This window comes from Novosphingobium aquiterrae (genome assembly GCF_042434435.1).
GTDB classification, from domain to species: domain Bacteria; phylum Pseudomonadota; class Alphaproteobacteria; order Sphingomonadales; family Sphingomonadaceae; genus Novosphingobium; species Novosphingobium aquiterrae.
On sequence record NZ_JBHLTL010000001.1, the window covers coordinates 1,001,108 to 1,016,926 of the forward strand.

Consider the following 15,819-nt stretch of genomic DNA (forward strand, 5'->3'; position numbering starts at 1 on the left):
TGAAAAACGATATGCGCGATCGAGATGGTCAGGTTTGACAAGCCGGCACCTCCTTCCTATATGCCACCCCTGCCCAGGGCTTCGAGCAAGGGCGTCCCATGCGCGGGGGGCGTCCACGGAAGGAAGCTTCGGACAATTCATCTGACGCCAAAGGCTGCGGGCCGCTTCTGCGAAACAGGGGCGATTGCCATGCGGCCTTTTTGACGTCCGATGGATGCCACCACACCGCGCGTGGCACAGTTTTTCGCCGGATTTCCTGTCCGGCACCCCAGCGAAAGAGGCTCCTTCCCTCATGGCAACCAAGCCCGCCCCCACGCTCCGCGCATCGGCCAAGCGCCGCATCCGCAAGATCTTCGGCGACATCCACGAAGTGGTGAAAATGCCGAACCTGATCGAGGTGCAGCGCGAATCGTACGAGCAGTTCCTGCGCTCCGATCCGGCCACCGGCTATGTCTCGGGGCTGGAAAAGACCCTGCGCTCGGTCTTCCCGATCCGCGATTTCGCCGGCACCAGCGAATTGGACTTCGTCCATTACGAGCTGGAAGACCCCAAGTACGACACCACCGAGTGCCGCCAGCGCGGGATCACCTATGCCGCGCCAATGAAGGTCACGCTGCGCCTGATCGTGTTCGAAGTGGATGCCGAAACCGAAACCCGCTCGGTGCTCGATATCAAGGAGCAGGACGTCTACATGGGCGACATGCCGCTCATGACCGAGAACGGCACTTTCATCATCAACGGCACCGAACGCGTCATCGTGTCGCAGATGCACCGCTCGCCGGGTGTGCTGTTCGACCATGACCGCGGCAAGACGCATTCCAGCGGCAAGTATCTGTTCGCTGCCCGCGTCATCCCCTATCGCGGATCGTGGCTCGATTTCGAATTCGACGCCAAGGACATCGTCAACGTCCGCATCGACCGCAAGCGCAAGCTGCCGGTCACCGCGCTGCTGCACGCGCTGGGCCTGGGGAACGAGGACATCCTCGGCTATTTCTACCAGACCGTCACCTGGAAGCGCGGCGAAGGCGGCTGGCGCTTGCCCTATCAGACCGAGCAATGGCGCGGTCAGAAGCCGGCGTTCGACATCGTCGACGCCAAGTCGGGCGAAGTGATCTTCCCTGCCGGCACCAAGATCAGCCCGCGCGCCGCCAACAAGGCGGAAAAGGACGGCCTCGCTGAACTGCTGATCCCGACCGAGGAAGTCTTCGGTCGCTATTCGGCGCTCGACCTGATCGACGAGAGCACCGGCCGCATCTACATCGAAGCCGGTGACGAAGTGTCGCCGGAAAACCTCGATGCGCTCGACAAGGCCGGGATCGACCAGCTCGAATTGCTCGACATCGACCACGTCAACACCGGGCCGTGGATCCGCAACACGCTGAAGGCCGACAAGGCCGAGGACCGCGATCATGCGCTGGCCGATATCTACCGGGTGATGCGCCCGGGCGAACCGCCGACGCGCGAAACCGCCGAAGCGCTGTTCGACGGCCTGTTCTTCGATCCCGACCGCTACGACCTCTCGGCCGTGGGCCGGGTCAAGCTCAACATGCGTCTGCAGCTCGATGCCGAGGATACCGTCACCACCCTGCGCAGCGAGGACATCCTTGCCGTGGTCAAGGAGCTGGTGAACCTCAAGGACGGCAAGGGCGAAGTCGACGACATCGACAACCTCGGCAACCGCCGGGTCCGCTCGGTCGGCGAGCTGCTTGAAAACCAGTACCGCGTCGGCCTGCTGCGCATGGAACGCGCGGTCAAGGAACGGATGAGCAGCGTCGACGTGTCGACCGTGATGCCCAACGACCTGATCAACGCCAAGCCCGCGGTCGCCGCGGTGCGCGAGTTCTTCGGTTCGTCGCAGCTCTCGCAGTTCATGGACCAGACCAACCCGTTGTCCGAAGTCACTCACAAGCGCCGCGTCTCGGCGCTCGGGCCGGGCGGCCTGACCCGTGAGCGCGCCGGCTTCGAAGTCCGCGACGTCCACCCGACGCACTATGGCCGGATCTGCCCGATCGAAACGCCGGAAGGCCCGAACATCGGCCTGATCAACTCGCTGTCGACCTTCGCCCGGGTCAACAAGTACGGCTTCATCGAAACTCCGTACCGCAAGGTGATCGACGGCAAGGTGACCGGCGAGGTCGTCTACCTGTCGGCGATGGAAGAGCAGAAGCACGTTGTCGCCCAGGCTTCGGCCGAGCTCAACGCCGACGGCTCGTTCGTCGAGGAACTGATCTCGGCGCGCGACAGCGGCGAATTCGTGATGAGCCCGCGCGATCTGGTCACGCTAATGGACGTTTCGCCCAAGCAGCTGGTCTCGGTCGCCGCCTCGCTCATTCCGTTCCTGGAAAACGATGACGCCAACCGCGCGCTGATGGGCTCGAACATGCAGCGCCAGGCGGTGCCGCTGGTCCAGGCCGAGGCACCGTTCGTCGGCACCGGCATGGAAGAAACCGTGGCGCGCGATTCCGGCGCGGCAATCTCGGCGCTGCGCGCGGGCATCGTCGACCAGGTCGACGCCACCCGCATCGTGATCCGCGCCAGCGGCGATATCGAACCCGGCCAGTCGGGCGTCGACATCTACCGCCTGCAGAAGTTCGAACGCTCCAACCAGTCGACCTGCATCAACCAGCGTCCGCTGGTGAAGGTCGGCGACGTGGTCGAAACCGGCGATATCCTGGCCGACGGTCCCTCGACCGAGCTGGGCGAACTGGCGCTGGGCCGCAACAGCCTGGTCGCGTTCATGCCGTGGAACGGCTACAACTACGAAGACTCGATCCTGATCAGCGAACGCATCGTCAAGGACGACGTGTTCACCTCGATCCACATCGACGAATTCGAAGTGATGGCCCGCGACACCAAGCTTGGGCCTGAAGACATCACCCGCGACATTCCCAACGTGGGCGAGGAAGCACTGCGCAACCTCGACGAAGCGGGCATCGTCTACATCGGCGCCGAAGTGCATCCGGGCGACATCCTGGTCGGCAAGATCACGCCGAAGGGCGAAAGCCCGATGACCCCTGAAGAAAAGCTGCTGCGCGCGATCTTCGGCGAAAAGGCCAGCGACGTGCGTGACACTTCGCTCCGCCTGCCGCCGGGCGTCTCGGGCACGATCGTCGACGTGCGCGTGTTCAACCGTCACGGCATCGAGGTCGATGACCGTACCCGCGCCATCCAGAACGAGGAAATCGAACGCCTCGCCAAGGACCGCGAGGACGAACGCGGCATTCTCAACCGCGCCACCTACAACCGTCTCAAGGACATGCTGATCGGCCAGGTGGCTGCTGCAGCGCCGAAGGGCTTCAAGAAGGGCGACACCATCGACGAGGCCGGCCTGGCCGAGGTCGAGCGCCACGAATGGTGGAAGTTCGCGGTGGCCGACGACCGTGTCCAGGGCCAGCTCGAAGCGGTCAAGGCGCAGTACGACGAGACCGTCAAGGCGATCCAGGAGAAGTTCGAGGACCGCAAGGAAAAGCTTGAACGCGGCGACGAACTCGCCCCCGGCGTGCTCAAGATGGTCAAGGTCTTCGTCGCGGTGAAGCGCAAGCTGCAGCCGGGCGACAAGATGGCCGGCCGCCACGGCAACAAGGGTGTCATTTCGCGCATCCTGCCGCAGGAAGACATGCCGTTCCTGGAAGACGGTACGCCGGTCGACATCGTGCTCAACCCGCTGGGCGTGCCCAGCCGCATGAACGTCGGGCAGATCTTCGAAACCCACCTGGGCTGGGCCGCGCGCGGTCTGGGCCAGCAGGTGACTGCGGCGCTGGAACAGTGGCGCCACGACAATCCCAACCCCGAAGCGGCCGCCCCGCCGACCGCGCTGATCGACAAGCTCAAGGACATCTACGGCGAGAACTATCATGCCCAGATCGACGCGCGCTCGGTCGACCAGATCGTCGACATGGCGCAACTGCTGAAGAACGGCGTGCCGATGGGGACCCCGGTGTTCGACGGTGCCCGCGAAGCCGACGTTTCGGCCATGCTGGAAAAGGCCGGGCTCGATACCTCGGGCCAGGTCACGCTGTATGACGGGCGCACCGGTGAGGCCTTCGACCGCAAGGTCACCGTGGGCTACATCTACATGCTCAAGCTGCACCACCTGGTCGACGACAAGATCCACGCGCGCTCGATCGGGCCGTACAGCCTCGTCACCCAGCAGCCGCTGGGCGGCAAGGCGCAGTTCGGCGGCCAGCGCTTCGGCGAAATGGAGGTCTGGGCGCTCCAGGCCTACGGCGCCGCCTATACCTTGCAGGAAATGCTGACGGTGAAATCGGACGACGTGGTCGGCCGCACCAAGGTCTACGAAGCGATCGTCAAGGGCGACGACACCTTCGAGGCCGGCATTCCCGAGAGCTTCAACGTGCTTGTCAAGGAAATGCGCAGCCTGGGCCTCAACGTCGAGCTGTCGAGCATCGTCGAAGAGAGCGATGACGACGATTACGCGGAGGCCGCGGAATAAGGGAACCGGGCGGTCTTCGGGCCGCCCTTCCCCGCCCCGCCCACGACATTCACCCCAAGAGGGACTGAAACATGAACGACCTTACCAAGTTCACCAACCAGATGGCGAAGCCCGAAACCTTCGACCAGATCCAGATCGGCCTTGCCAGCCCCGAGCGTATCCGTTCGTGGTCGTTCGGCGAGATCAAGAAGCCGGAAACGATCAACTACCGGACCTTCAAGCCGGAGCGCGACGGCCTGTTCTGCGCCCGCATCTTCGGTCCGGTGAAGGACTACGAGTGCCTGTGCGGCAAGTACAAGCGCATGAAGTACAAGGGCGTCGTCTGCGAAAAGTGCGGCGTCGAAGTGACCGTGACCAAGGTCCGCCGCGAGCGCATGGGCCACATCGAACTGGCCGCGCCGGTTGCGCACATCTGGTTCCTCAAGTCGCTGCCGTCGCGCATCGGCCTGCTCCTCGACATGCAGCTCAAGCAGCTTGAGCGCATCCTCTACTTCGAAAGCTACGTGGTGATCGAGCCGGGCCTGACCCCGCTTGAAAAGTACCAGTTGCTGACCGAAGACGAACTCTACGAGTACCAGGACGAGTACGGCGAAGACGCCTTCAGCGCCGGGATCGGTGCCGAAGCGGTCAAGCACATGCTGATGAGCCTCGACCTCGTGCAAGAGCGCGACGATCTGATGGAAGAGCTGCGGGTTACCAAGTCCGAGCTCAAGCCCAAGAAGATCATCAAGCGGTTGAAGGTCGTCGAAAGCTTCATCGATTCGGGCAACCGTCCGGAATGGATGATCCTTGATGTCGTCCCGGTCATTCCGCCCGAACTGCGCCCGCTGGTGCCGCTTGACGGTGGCCGCTTCGCGACGTCGGATCTCAACGATCTCTATCGCCGCGTCATCAACCGCAACAACCGCCTCAAACGTCTGATCGAGCTGCGCGCGCCGGACATCATCGTCCGCAACGAAAAGCGCATGCTGCAGGAAGCCGTTGACGCCCTGTTCGACAACGGCCGCCGCGGCCGCGTGATCACCGGTGCCAACAAGCGTCCGCTGAAGTCGCTGTCCGACATGCTCAAGGGCAAGCAGGGCCGCTTCCGCCAGAACCTGCTGGGCAAGCGCGTCGACTATTCGGGCCGTTCGGTCATCGTGACCGGGCCGGAACTCAAGCTCCACCAGTGCGGCCTGCCCAAGAAGATGGCGCTCGAACTGTTCAAGCCGTTCATCTACGCCCGCCTCGATGCCAAGGGTCTGTCGATGACCCTCAAGCAGGCCAAGAAGTGGGTCGAGAAGGAACGCAAGGAAGTCTGGGACATCCTGGACGAAGTGATCCGCGAACACCCGGTGCTGCTCAACCGCGCGCCGACGCTGCACCGTCTGGGCATCCAGGCCTTTGAACCCGTGCTGATCGAGGGCAAGGCGATCCAGCTGCACCCGCTGGTCTGCTCGGCCTTCAACGCCGACTTCGACGGTGACCAGATGGCGGTCCACGTGCCGCTTTCGCTGGAAGCCCAGCTGGAAGCACGCGTGCTGATGATGTCGACCAACAACATCCTCAGCCCCGCCAACGGCAAGCCGATCATCGTGCCGTCGCAGGACATGGTTCTGGGCCTGTACTACCTGTCGATCGACCGCGAGAACGAGCCCGGCGCCGGGATGATGTTCTCCGACATGGCTGAAGTCCATCAGGCGCTGGAAGTGGGTGCGGTGACGCTCCATTCGAAGATCATCGCCCGCGTGCCGCAGACCGACGAGAAGGGTCAGCAGTACCAGAAGCGCTTCGAAACCACCCCCGGCCGCATGCTGATCGGCGAATGCCTGCCCAAGTCGCACACCGTGCCCTTCGATGTGGTCAACAAGGTGCTGACCAAGAAGGAAATCGGCGACGTCATCGACCAGGTCTATCGCCACACTGGCCAGAAGGACACGGTGCTGTTTGCCGACGCCATCATGGCGCTGGGCTTCCGCAACGCGTTCAAGGCGGGGATCTCGTTCGGCAAGGACGACATGATCATCCCCGACAGCAAGGTGGCGCTGGTTGACGAGACCAAGGCTCTGGTTGCCGACTATGAGCAGCAGTACCAGGACGGCCTGATCACCCAGCAGGAAAAGTACAACAAGGTGATCGACGCCTGGAGCCGCTGCGGCGATCAGGTGGCCAACGCCATGATGGACGAGATCAAGGCCAGCCCGATCGACCCGGAAACGGGCCGTCAGAAGCCGATCAACTCGATCTACATGATGTCGCACTCCGGTGCGCGTGGTTCGCCGACCCAGATGAAGCAGCTGGCGGGTATGCGCGGGCTGATGGCCAAGCCTTCGGGCGAGATCATCGAGACCCCGATCATCTCGAACTTCAAGGAGGGCCTGACCGTCCTTGAATACTTCAACTCGACCCACGGCGCCCGCAAGGGTCTGGCCGACACGGCGCTCAAGACGGCAAACTCGGGTTACCTGACCCGCCGTCTGGTCGACGTGTCGCAGGACTGCGTTGTCGTGATCGACGATTGCGGTACCGAACGCGCGCTGGAAATGCGCTCGATCGTCCAGGGCGGTTCGACCATCGCCAGCCTTGCCGAACGCATCCTGGGCCGCACCCTGGCCGAGGATATCGTCAACAAGGACGGCGCGGTCGTCGCCGCCAAGGGCGACCTGCTCGACGAAGCCGCCGTGGCTGCGATCGAGGCCACCGGCATCCAGGCCGCACGGATCCGCAGCCCGTTGATCTGCGAAGCCGAACAGGGCGTCTGCGCAACCTGCTATGGCCGCGATCTGGCCCGCGGGACCCCGGTGAACATTGGCGAAGCGGTCGGCGTCATTGCCGCCCAGTCGATCGGTGAACCTGGCACCCAGTTGACCATGCGGACCTTCCACATCGGCGGCGCGGCCCAGGTCAACGAACAGTCGCACCTCGAAGCGATCAGCGACGGTACCGTGGTTTACCGCGACATCCCGACGATCGTCGACAAGCGCGGCCGCCGCCTCAGCCTTGCCCGTAACGGCGAGATCGTGGTGATGGACACCGAAGGGCGTGAACGCGCGATCCACCGCGTGCCCTATGGTACCCACCTGCTCCACGAAGACGGCGCGATCATCACCGAAGGCGATCGTCTGGCCGAATGGGATCCGTTCACGCTGCCGGTGATCACCGAAAAGCCGGGTATCGTGAAGTACCAGGACCTGATCGACGGCAAGACCCTGACCGAAGCGACCGACGAAGCCACCGGCATGAGCAGTCGCGTGGTGACCGAGAACCGTTCGGCCAGCCGTTCGAAGAAGGAAGACCTGCGTCCGCGTCTGACCCTCCTTGACGAACAGTCGGGCGAGGCCGCGCGCTACATGATGGCGCCGGGCACCACCCTGTCGGTCGAAGACGGACAGGAAGTGTCGGCCGGCGACGTGCTGGCCCGCGCCAGCCGCGAAGCCGCCAAGACCCGCGACATCACCGGTGGTCTGCCGCGCGTTGCGGAACTGTTCGAAGCTCGCATCCCCAAGGACAACGCGATCATCGCGAAGGCCTCGGGCCGGATCGAATTCGTTCGCGATTACAAGGCCAAGCGCAAGATCGCGATCATCCCGGAAGAGGGCGAACCGGTGGAATACCTGATCCCCAAGTCCAAGGTGATCGACGTTCAGGAAGGCGACTGGGTCAAGAAGGGCGACAACCTGATCTCGGGATCGCCCAACCCGCACGAAATCCTGGAAGTCCTGGGGGTTGAGGCGCTGGCCGAATACCTCGTCGCGGAAATCCAGGAAGTCTACCGCCTGCAGGGCGTGAAGATCAACGACAAGCACATCGAGGTGATCGTTCGCCAGATGCTGCAGAAGGTTGAGATCACCGACGGCGGCGATACCGTGCTGCTGGCCGGCGAACAGGTCGACCGCGAGGAAATGGACGAATACAACGCCAAGCTGGAAACCGGTCAGGCTCCGGCCGTGGGCAAGCCGGTGCTGCTGGGTATCACCAAAGCCTCGCTCCAGACGCGTTCGTTCATTTCTGCTGCGTCGTTCCAGGAAACCACCCGCGTGCTGACGCAGGCGGCGGTCGAAGGAAAGCGCGACAGCCTGATCGGCCTGAAGGAAAACGTCATCGTCGGCCGGCTCATTCCTGCCGGTACCGGTGCGGGCATGAACCGCCTGCGCGTGGCGGCCACCAGCCGCGATGCCGCGCTGCGGGCGTCCTACCGCAAGCTGCAGGAAAGCCTGATCGCACCGGCCAGCGCCGCGGAAGAGCATGCCGCCGAACTGGCCCAGGGGCCGGAAGCGGCCGGTCTGTCCGATCCGCTGGCGGCGGTCGAGGGTGAGACCCACGGCACCGACGCCGATGCCGGCGAATACCTGATCAAGGACGACGGCGCCGAATAAGCGCTGCCAATCCTGGCCCAATCAAAGCCCCGCCGGAGCGATCCGGCGGGGCTTTTTGTTCAGTCGTGCAACTAACTGCGGTGGGCTTGTTCGTGCGACGCGATCAAGGCCCGCGTTACCGCTTGCATCATTCCTAGCCGGGCAGGATTGGGCAGGCGGGTTTCACCGATCATGACCGCCACGCCGTACTGCGTGCCATCCGGCGCCTCGATCATCGCGACATCGTTGAACCCGGTCTGGACCCCGCGCAGCTCCTGGCCTGTGCCGGTCTTGTGGTAGGCCTTCCAGCCAGGTGCCAGACCGCCCTTGAGCCGCAGTGGTCCGCTTTTGGAATGGGCCATGATATCAAGCAGCACCGCAGTCGATTGCGCGGACAGCAGCTCGCCCCGGCCAAGCCGCGCCATTGCCTGGGCAATTGCGGCGGGGGTCGCCCCATCGAGCGGATCGGCGACATATCGGGCGAGGAGCGCAGCGCGCTGATCGAGCGGCAAACGATCGCGCGCGCGCTCAAAATTGTAACCAGTCGCCAGATCGGGGGTCCAAGTGACCCCAGCGATCTGGCTCTGCAGCAGCCGCTCGCCCGGGCCGAAGCGGATACCGCCAAGCTTACGCTCGGCCAACACCGCGCGAACCCGCCGAGGACCACCGACTTGCCAGAGCAGCTTGTCGTTGGCCATGTTATCGGACAGCGACAACGCATCCTGCATCAGTGTCTGTACCGGCAGGGTCAGGCCGCCAAGCTCGAGCACTTTCCACCGTAGCGGCTGATTGAAGACAACCTGGTCCTCTGCACGCAGGGTCATCGGTTGGGCCAGGGCCAACTGCCCCCGGTCCACTGCATCCAGGACGCTTAACGCAACCCACAGTTTCGAGACGCTTTGCTGCGGGAAATATTCGCCGGTGCGTTCCCCGACAATCCAGCCGCAGCCCGCCTGGCTGATCGCGATGCCCACCTTGCCGTCGAATCCCGCCGCGATGGCTGAAAGCTCCTGCTGCAAGCCAGTGGGACGCGGTTGGCACTTAACCGGTGCGGAGGCGGCGTGGACATAGGGCTTTGCGGGGCCGGCTATCGCCCGGTCAATTGGAGCGCGATAGGCGACAAGTGTTGCAACCCCGGCAATGGTGGCGAGGCAAAGCCCAACTGCGAGTACGCTCCGGCGCAAACGCGATCTGCTTGCACGCGCAAGTCTGCGATTGAGAGTTTCGGTAACTTCGCGGTGCTGCAGCAGGGTCATGGTTCGACCGGAGCCTAGCGCCGCGTCGTCCGGGGCGGAAGGGGAGGCGAGCCGCAAATGCGGCCAGGGCGTGGAAAACCCCGCCGGATCGCTCCGACGGGGTTTTCGTTGTCCGGCTTTGGTGCGATCAGAACTTGAAGCGCACGGTGCCGCCATAGGTCGCCGGCGGCGGCGGGTAGCCCGAGAGGCTGCCGGTCTGCGCCACCCCGGGGAAGATCACCGGGTTGTACTGCGGTTCGGTCAGATTGCGGCCCCAGACGCTGAACTCGAGGCCGTTGGCGAGGCCAAAGGCAATCGAAGCGTTGAGCGATTCGACCGAAGCCTTGTAGGGCAGGCCCTGGGCGATCTGGTAGGCGCTGTTCATCGCATAGTCGGTGTGGAAGGTGACGCTGTTGTCGCCGCCGACATCCAGCGTGTAGGTGCCGCCGACCGCAACCGACCAGTCGGAAATGCCGCTGGGCGTCTGTCCGGTCAGGTTGGTCGGGACCACCGTGTTGGTCAGCGGGTTGAACGCCGATCCGCCGGTGAACAGGTCGTACTTCGGATCGAGGTAGGTCACCGATGCGGTGAAGTTCAGGCCCTTGACCGGGGTCAGCGAGCCATCGAGTTCGAAGCCGACAGTCGACTGCTTTTCGGCATTGCCCAGCACGAAGCCGGTGCCCTGGAACACGTTGCTCTGGAAGTCCTTGAGGATCTGCTTGAACACCGCCAGGTTGAAACCGAAGCCTTCAAACTGGCCCTTGACGCCGACTTCATAGACCTGCGACTTTTCCGGACGGGCAAAGCGCGTGCCAGTGGTCAGGTTGGCCAGCGCCAGCCCGGCGGTGCGGATCGGCGAAGCCGCCGGAGCCGGGACCTGGGCGGGCGAACCCGGGATGAAGTCGGCCGCGAAGGGACGGCTGTCGTACGAGAGGTTGAACGAAGTGGCCTTGAAGCCGGTGGCGTAGGTTGCATAGACGCTCAGCTGGCGGCTAAACTTGTAGTTGGCGCGCAGCGTGTACGACAGGTTGTCGTCATGCGTCTTGCCGCTTTCCACCACGTTGGGGAAGTTCAGGAACCCGGGCAGGAACTGCAGCGGAGCAAAGGCGAGGAAGGGATTGCAGGAGCCCGAGCGCGTCGGATTCCCCGGCGAGGCCGGCGGCGCGCCAGTCACCGTCGAACAGCTGTTAGTCCGCGGATAGAGAATCCCCGGCGTGTAGATGCCCGCCGGAATCGAGCCCGGAAGGCCGGCATTGGCGCCAGTCTGAACCAGATCAATGGTCGAGAAGGTGTCGGTTGTCGAATTGTTGGTCGCCACCTTCTTCCAGTCGTTGGTGTAGTTGGCACCAACGGTCAGGGTCAGGTTCTCGACCGGTTCGAAATCGAGCTGACCGAAGATCGACAGCGCATCGTTGGTGTAATTGTAATCTTCATGACGCCCCAGGCCTTGCGAGCCGAACGGCGCGACAGTTGCCGGAATACCGTTGAGTGCGCGCAGGGTCGGTTCGAAGGCGCTGTAATTGCCGCCGGTCAGCAGGTTGGCATAGCCGCGGAAGTCCTTGCCGTAGAGCAGTTGCGCCTGGCTATCGATCTTCTCGTGGAAGCCGTAGGCACCCAGCAGAAAGTTGACCGGGCCGTCGAAGTTCGACGCGATCCGCAGTTCCTGGGTATAGGTGTCGATCTTGGTATGGTTGCTGTTTTCACCGATCAGATCGGCGCTGGTGAAGTCCGAATCCGCGTTGGTGAATGACCGCACCGCGCGGTAGGCACTGATGCTGGTCAGCGACAGCGTATCGGTCAGATCGAAGTCGGCCTGGGCCGAAATGCCATAGTTGTCGATCTTGTTGATCGATGCGAAGTTGGCATAACTGTCGAGCGCATAGGGCTGGTTCGACACCAGGTTGCCGCCCAGGGCACGCACCGCATTGCCGGTCGGGCCATCGAAGATGTTCGAGATCGAGCAGCACACTTCATCGATCTTGTCGTAATCGCCGATGATCCGCAGCTTGAAGGCATCCGACGGTTCGAACAGCAGCTGGCCGCGCAGGCCCCAGCGGTTGCGGTTGTTGTTGTCCTGATTGAGGTTGATGTACTTGCTGAAGCCATCGCGCTTGTTGAAATTGCCGCCCAGGCTGAAAGCCAGCGTTTCCGAGATCGGACCGGTGATGTCGCCCTTGACGACGATGGCGTTGTAATTGCCGTAGCTGGCCTCAAGGTTGCCGCCGAACTTGAACTGCGGCTCCTTGGTGACGATGCTGATGATCCCGGCCGAGGCGTTCTTGCCGAACAGCGTCGACTGCGGGCCGCGCAGCACTTCGATGCGCTGGATGTTGGGCAGATCGCCGATCTGGGCGGCCGAACGCGACCGATAGACCCCGTCGATGAACACGCCGACCGAGGGTTCGATCCCGGCATTGTTGGCACCGTTACCGAAGCCGCGGATGATGAAATTGGTGTTGGCCGAGCTTTGCAGCTGGCCGACCTTCAGCGAGGGAACCAGCGTCTGCAGGTCGATCAGGTCGCGCACCTGCGAACGCTTGATCGCTTCAGCGCCGGTCACCGAAACCGAGATCGGCGTGTCCTGCAGGGTCTTTTCGCGCTTGCTTGCGGTGACAATGATCTCACCGCCGACCTCTTCATCGGCTGTGGCGGTATCGGTGGCGGCAGGGGTCTGTTCCTGGGCATGGGCCGCTGTGGCAACACCCATCGACAGCATGCCGATGGTGGACAGCAGCGCGACACGCACGAAACGCTCGGACTTGATCATAAAGGTAATTCTCCCAACGAGCCCGGTCGGGGCATCGATGGAGCGGGCCTAGAAATTGCGACCAACGGCGTCAATCGACACCGCGAACCACGCGCAACTTAATCGCAGACTGCGGCAATTATGCTACGCTGTTGTAATCGATTGCTGTCTGGTTGTGAACACTTCTCAAGCGTAGGCCATGCGCTCCAGCGCCCCGAAGCAGGCCAGCGCGCCGGGATCGCCGAAGGGCGAAAGCTGGCTCATGAACACCCCGCCCAACCCCTTGGCCGGATCGATCCAGTAATAGGAATTGAAGATCCCGGCCCAGTTGAGGCTGCCCGCCGAACGGCCATTGGGACCGGGTTCGGGATTGGTCAGAAAGCCCAGCGTCCAGCCGGTGTGCTGGCCGGGGAAACCGTCGAAGGGCGGGGCAAGGTGCGGCATGGCGCTGCCCATGTAGCCGGCTCGGATCGAGCCGATCTGGTTGCTGCTCATTTCGGCGATTGTTGCCTGACTCAGCACGCGCTGGCCCTCCAGCTCGCCGCCGTTCAGCACCATCCGCACGAACCGGGCATAGTCCGGTGCGGTGCCGATCAGTCCGCCCCCGGCATTGTGGTATTCGCCGCCGCCGAGGAACATCGGCTGGACTTTCAGCGCGCCGCTTTCGTCATGGACGTGGACCTGGGCCGCGCCGGCCGGCAGGCTGTCGTGAAATCCGGTCCCGGTCATGCCGAGCGGGGCAAACAGGTGTTCGGACATGTAATCGCCCAGCCGGCTGCCGGTCACCGCTTCAACTGCCAGCCCGGCCCAGTCGATCGAGACCGAATATTCCCACTTGTCGCCCGGATCGTAGAGCAGCGGGGTGCGGATCCCGGCCATCGAGCCGGGTTCAGGCATGCCGACCGCGGCGAAATACTGCAACAGCTCGGGATGGATGAAGAAATAGCCGAAGCCCGCGGTGTGGGTCAGCAGGTGGCGCAATGTGATCGGCCGGGCCGCGGACCGGGTCTGCGGCTGGCCGGCGGAATCGAAGCCGGTCAGGACCTGGGCATCCGCCAGCTCGGGCAGGATATCGCCGATCGGCCCGTCAAGGCTCAGCCGCCCGGCCTCGACCTGCTGCAGCGCGGCGACAGTGGCCAGCGCCTTGGTCATCGAAGCGATCTGGAACGGGGTGTCCTCGGTAACCGGGGTCCCGTCCTCAACGGCAGTCACACCCAGCGCCTTGCTGTAACGCACGCCATCGCGGTCGACGATCATTCCCACCGCGCTCGGCAGATTAGCACTGGCAAAGGCTTGTTCGAACATTCGGTCTCTCCCTTATCGCCCATTGGCTAACGCGGCAGCAGTGCCTAGGGAAGAGAAATGACCGATCGCCTTGTCATTACCCTTGCCCAGCTCAACCAGGTTGTCGGCGACATGGCCGGCAATGCCGCCGCCATGCTCGCCGCTCGCGACCGCGCCCGTGCCGCCGGGTCCGATCTGGTGGTGTTCCCGGAAATGCAGCTGGTCGGCTATCCCGCCGAGGATCTGGTGCTCAAGCCGGCCTTTGTTGCGCGGGCTGCAGAGGCGCTGGAAGACCTCGCGGCGCAGACCGCCGACGGCGGGCCGGCGATGCTCGTCGGCTCGATCTTTGTGCGCGACGGCAACCTCCACAACGGCATCGCGCTGCTGCACGAAGGCAAGGTCGCCCAGGTCAGATTCAAGCACGAGCTGCCCAATTATGGCACCTTCGACGAAGTACGCCTGTTCCAGCCCGGGCCGCTGCCCGAACCGATCGTGTTCAAGGGCGTGATGATCGGCCTGCCGATCTGCGAGGACATCTGGCACCCCGATGTGTGCCGCCACCTCGCCGATTTCGGCGCCGAGCTGCTGCTGTGCATCAACGGCAGCCCTTACGAGATCGACAAGGACACGCTGCGGATCGACGGCGTGGCCAAGCGCCGCGCGGTCGATACCGGCCTGCCGCTGGCCTACCTCAACCGCGTCGGCGGGCAGGACGAGCTGGTCTTCGACGGGGCCAGCTTCGTGGTCAACGGCGACGGTTCGCTTGCCGTGCAGATGACCGACTGGGAAGAACAGGAGGTCACCACCACCTGGACCCGAACGGCGACCGGCTGGCGCTGCGACAGGGGCGCGATCGCCCCGCTCGCCGATCACCCCGAGGACATTTACTGCGCGATGGTGCTGGCGCTGCGCGACTATGTCGGTCGCAACCGCTTCCCCGGCGTGGTGCTCGGCCTGTCGGGCGGAATCGACTCGGCGATCTGCGCCGCGATCGCCGCCGACGCGCTGGGCCCGGACCGGGTGTGGTGCGTCATGCTGCCCAGCCGCTTCACCAGCCAGCTGAGCCTGGATCTGGCCACCGAATGCGCGCGGATGATCGGCTGCAGGTACGAGACGATCCCGATCAACCCGGCGGTCATGGCTTTTGACGAGATGCTGGCGGGGAGCTTCGCGGACAAGGAATACGACATCACCGAAGAAAACGTCCAGTCGCGGATCCGCGGCGTCACGCTGATGGCGCTGTCCAACAAGTTCGGCCCGATGCTGCTGACCACCGGCAACAAGAGCGAGATGAGCGTCGGCTATGCAACGATCTATGGCGACATGGCGGGCGGCTACAACCCGCTCAAGGACGCCTACAAGATGACGGTTTTCGCGATCAGCGAATGGCGCAATCGGCACAAGCCCAAGATCGGCCTGGGACCCGACGGCCCGGTGATGCCCGAGGGGATCATTACCCGGCCCCCGTCGGCCGAACTGCGTCCCGATCAGAAGGACGAGGATTCGCTGCCGCCCTACAAGGTGCTCGACGGGATCCTGCTCGGCCTGGTCGAGCACGAGAAGAGCGTCGACCAGCTGACCGCCGAAGGCTTCGATCGCGACGTGGTGGTGCGGATCGAGCGGCTGCTCAACATTGCCGAATACAAGCGTCGCCAGGCCCCGCCGGGGGTCAAGCTGGGCACTCGCAACTTCGGGCGCGACCGGCGCTATCCGATCACCCATGCGTTCCGGAGCGCGTGACTTCGCGCCCGCTAGGCGCTAACCGCG

Annotated in this window: 6 protein-coding genes; 3 read left to right on the forward strand and 3 right to left on the reverse strand. The window is 63.8% G+C overall.

The window, feature by feature from the left end; translation table 11 throughout:
- The first annotated feature begins 292 nt into the window (after positions 1-292).
- Entirely contained in the window at positions 293-4,453 is a 4,161-nt protein-coding gene (rpoB, locus tag ACFFF7_RS04840) for a DNA-directed RNA polymerase subunit beta (RefSeq protein ID WP_379480222.1), read from the forward strand.
- Between the two features lie 71 nt (positions 4,454-4,524).
- The gene (gene rpoC, locus ACFFF7_RS04845) at positions 4,525-8,808 is read left to right on the forward strand and encodes a DNA-directed RNA polymerase subunit beta' (protein ID WP_379480223.1); all 4,284 of its coding nucleotides are present in this window, start codon (positions 4,525-4,527) and stop codon (positions 8,806-8,808) included.
- 71 nt (positions 8,809-8,879) lie between these two features.
- Here rpoC and ACFFF7_RS04850 read toward each other — a convergent pair whose 3' ends face one another.
- From ACFFF7_RS04850 to ACFFF7_RS04860, 3 genes are all read right to left on the reverse strand, one after another.
- A complete protein-coding gene (locus tag ACFFF7_RS04850; RefSeq protein WP_379480224.1) occupies positions 8,880-9,806 on the reverse strand; it encodes a serine hydrolase in 927 nt (308 codons plus the stop codon).
- A 364-nt stretch (positions 9,807-10,170) separates the two neighbouring features.
- Entirely contained in the window at positions 10,171-12,789 is a 2,619-nt protein-coding gene (locus tag ACFFF7_RS04855; protein WP_379480225.1) for a TonB-dependent receptor, read from the reverse strand.
- A gap of 165 nt (positions 12,790-12,954) precedes the next feature.
- On the reverse strand, positions 12,955-14,073 hold the full coding sequence (locus ACFFF7_RS04860; protein ID WP_379480226.1) for a serine hydrolase domain-containing protein: 1,119 nt from the start codon (positions 14,071-14,073) through the stop codon (positions 12,955-12,957).
- Positions 14,074-14,130: 57 nt separating this feature from the next.
- Here ACFFF7_RS04860 and ACFFF7_RS04865 point away from each other — a divergent pair, with 57 nt between their 5' ends.
- Positions 14,131-15,792 carry an NAD+ synthase gene (locus ACFFF7_RS04865; protein ID WP_379480227.1) on the forward strand — a complete coding sequence of 554 codons (1,662 nt, stop codon included), beginning with the start codon at positions 14,131-14,133 and terminating at the stop codon, positions 15,790-15,792.
- The last annotated feature ends 27 nt before the right edge of the window (positions 15,793-15,819 follow it).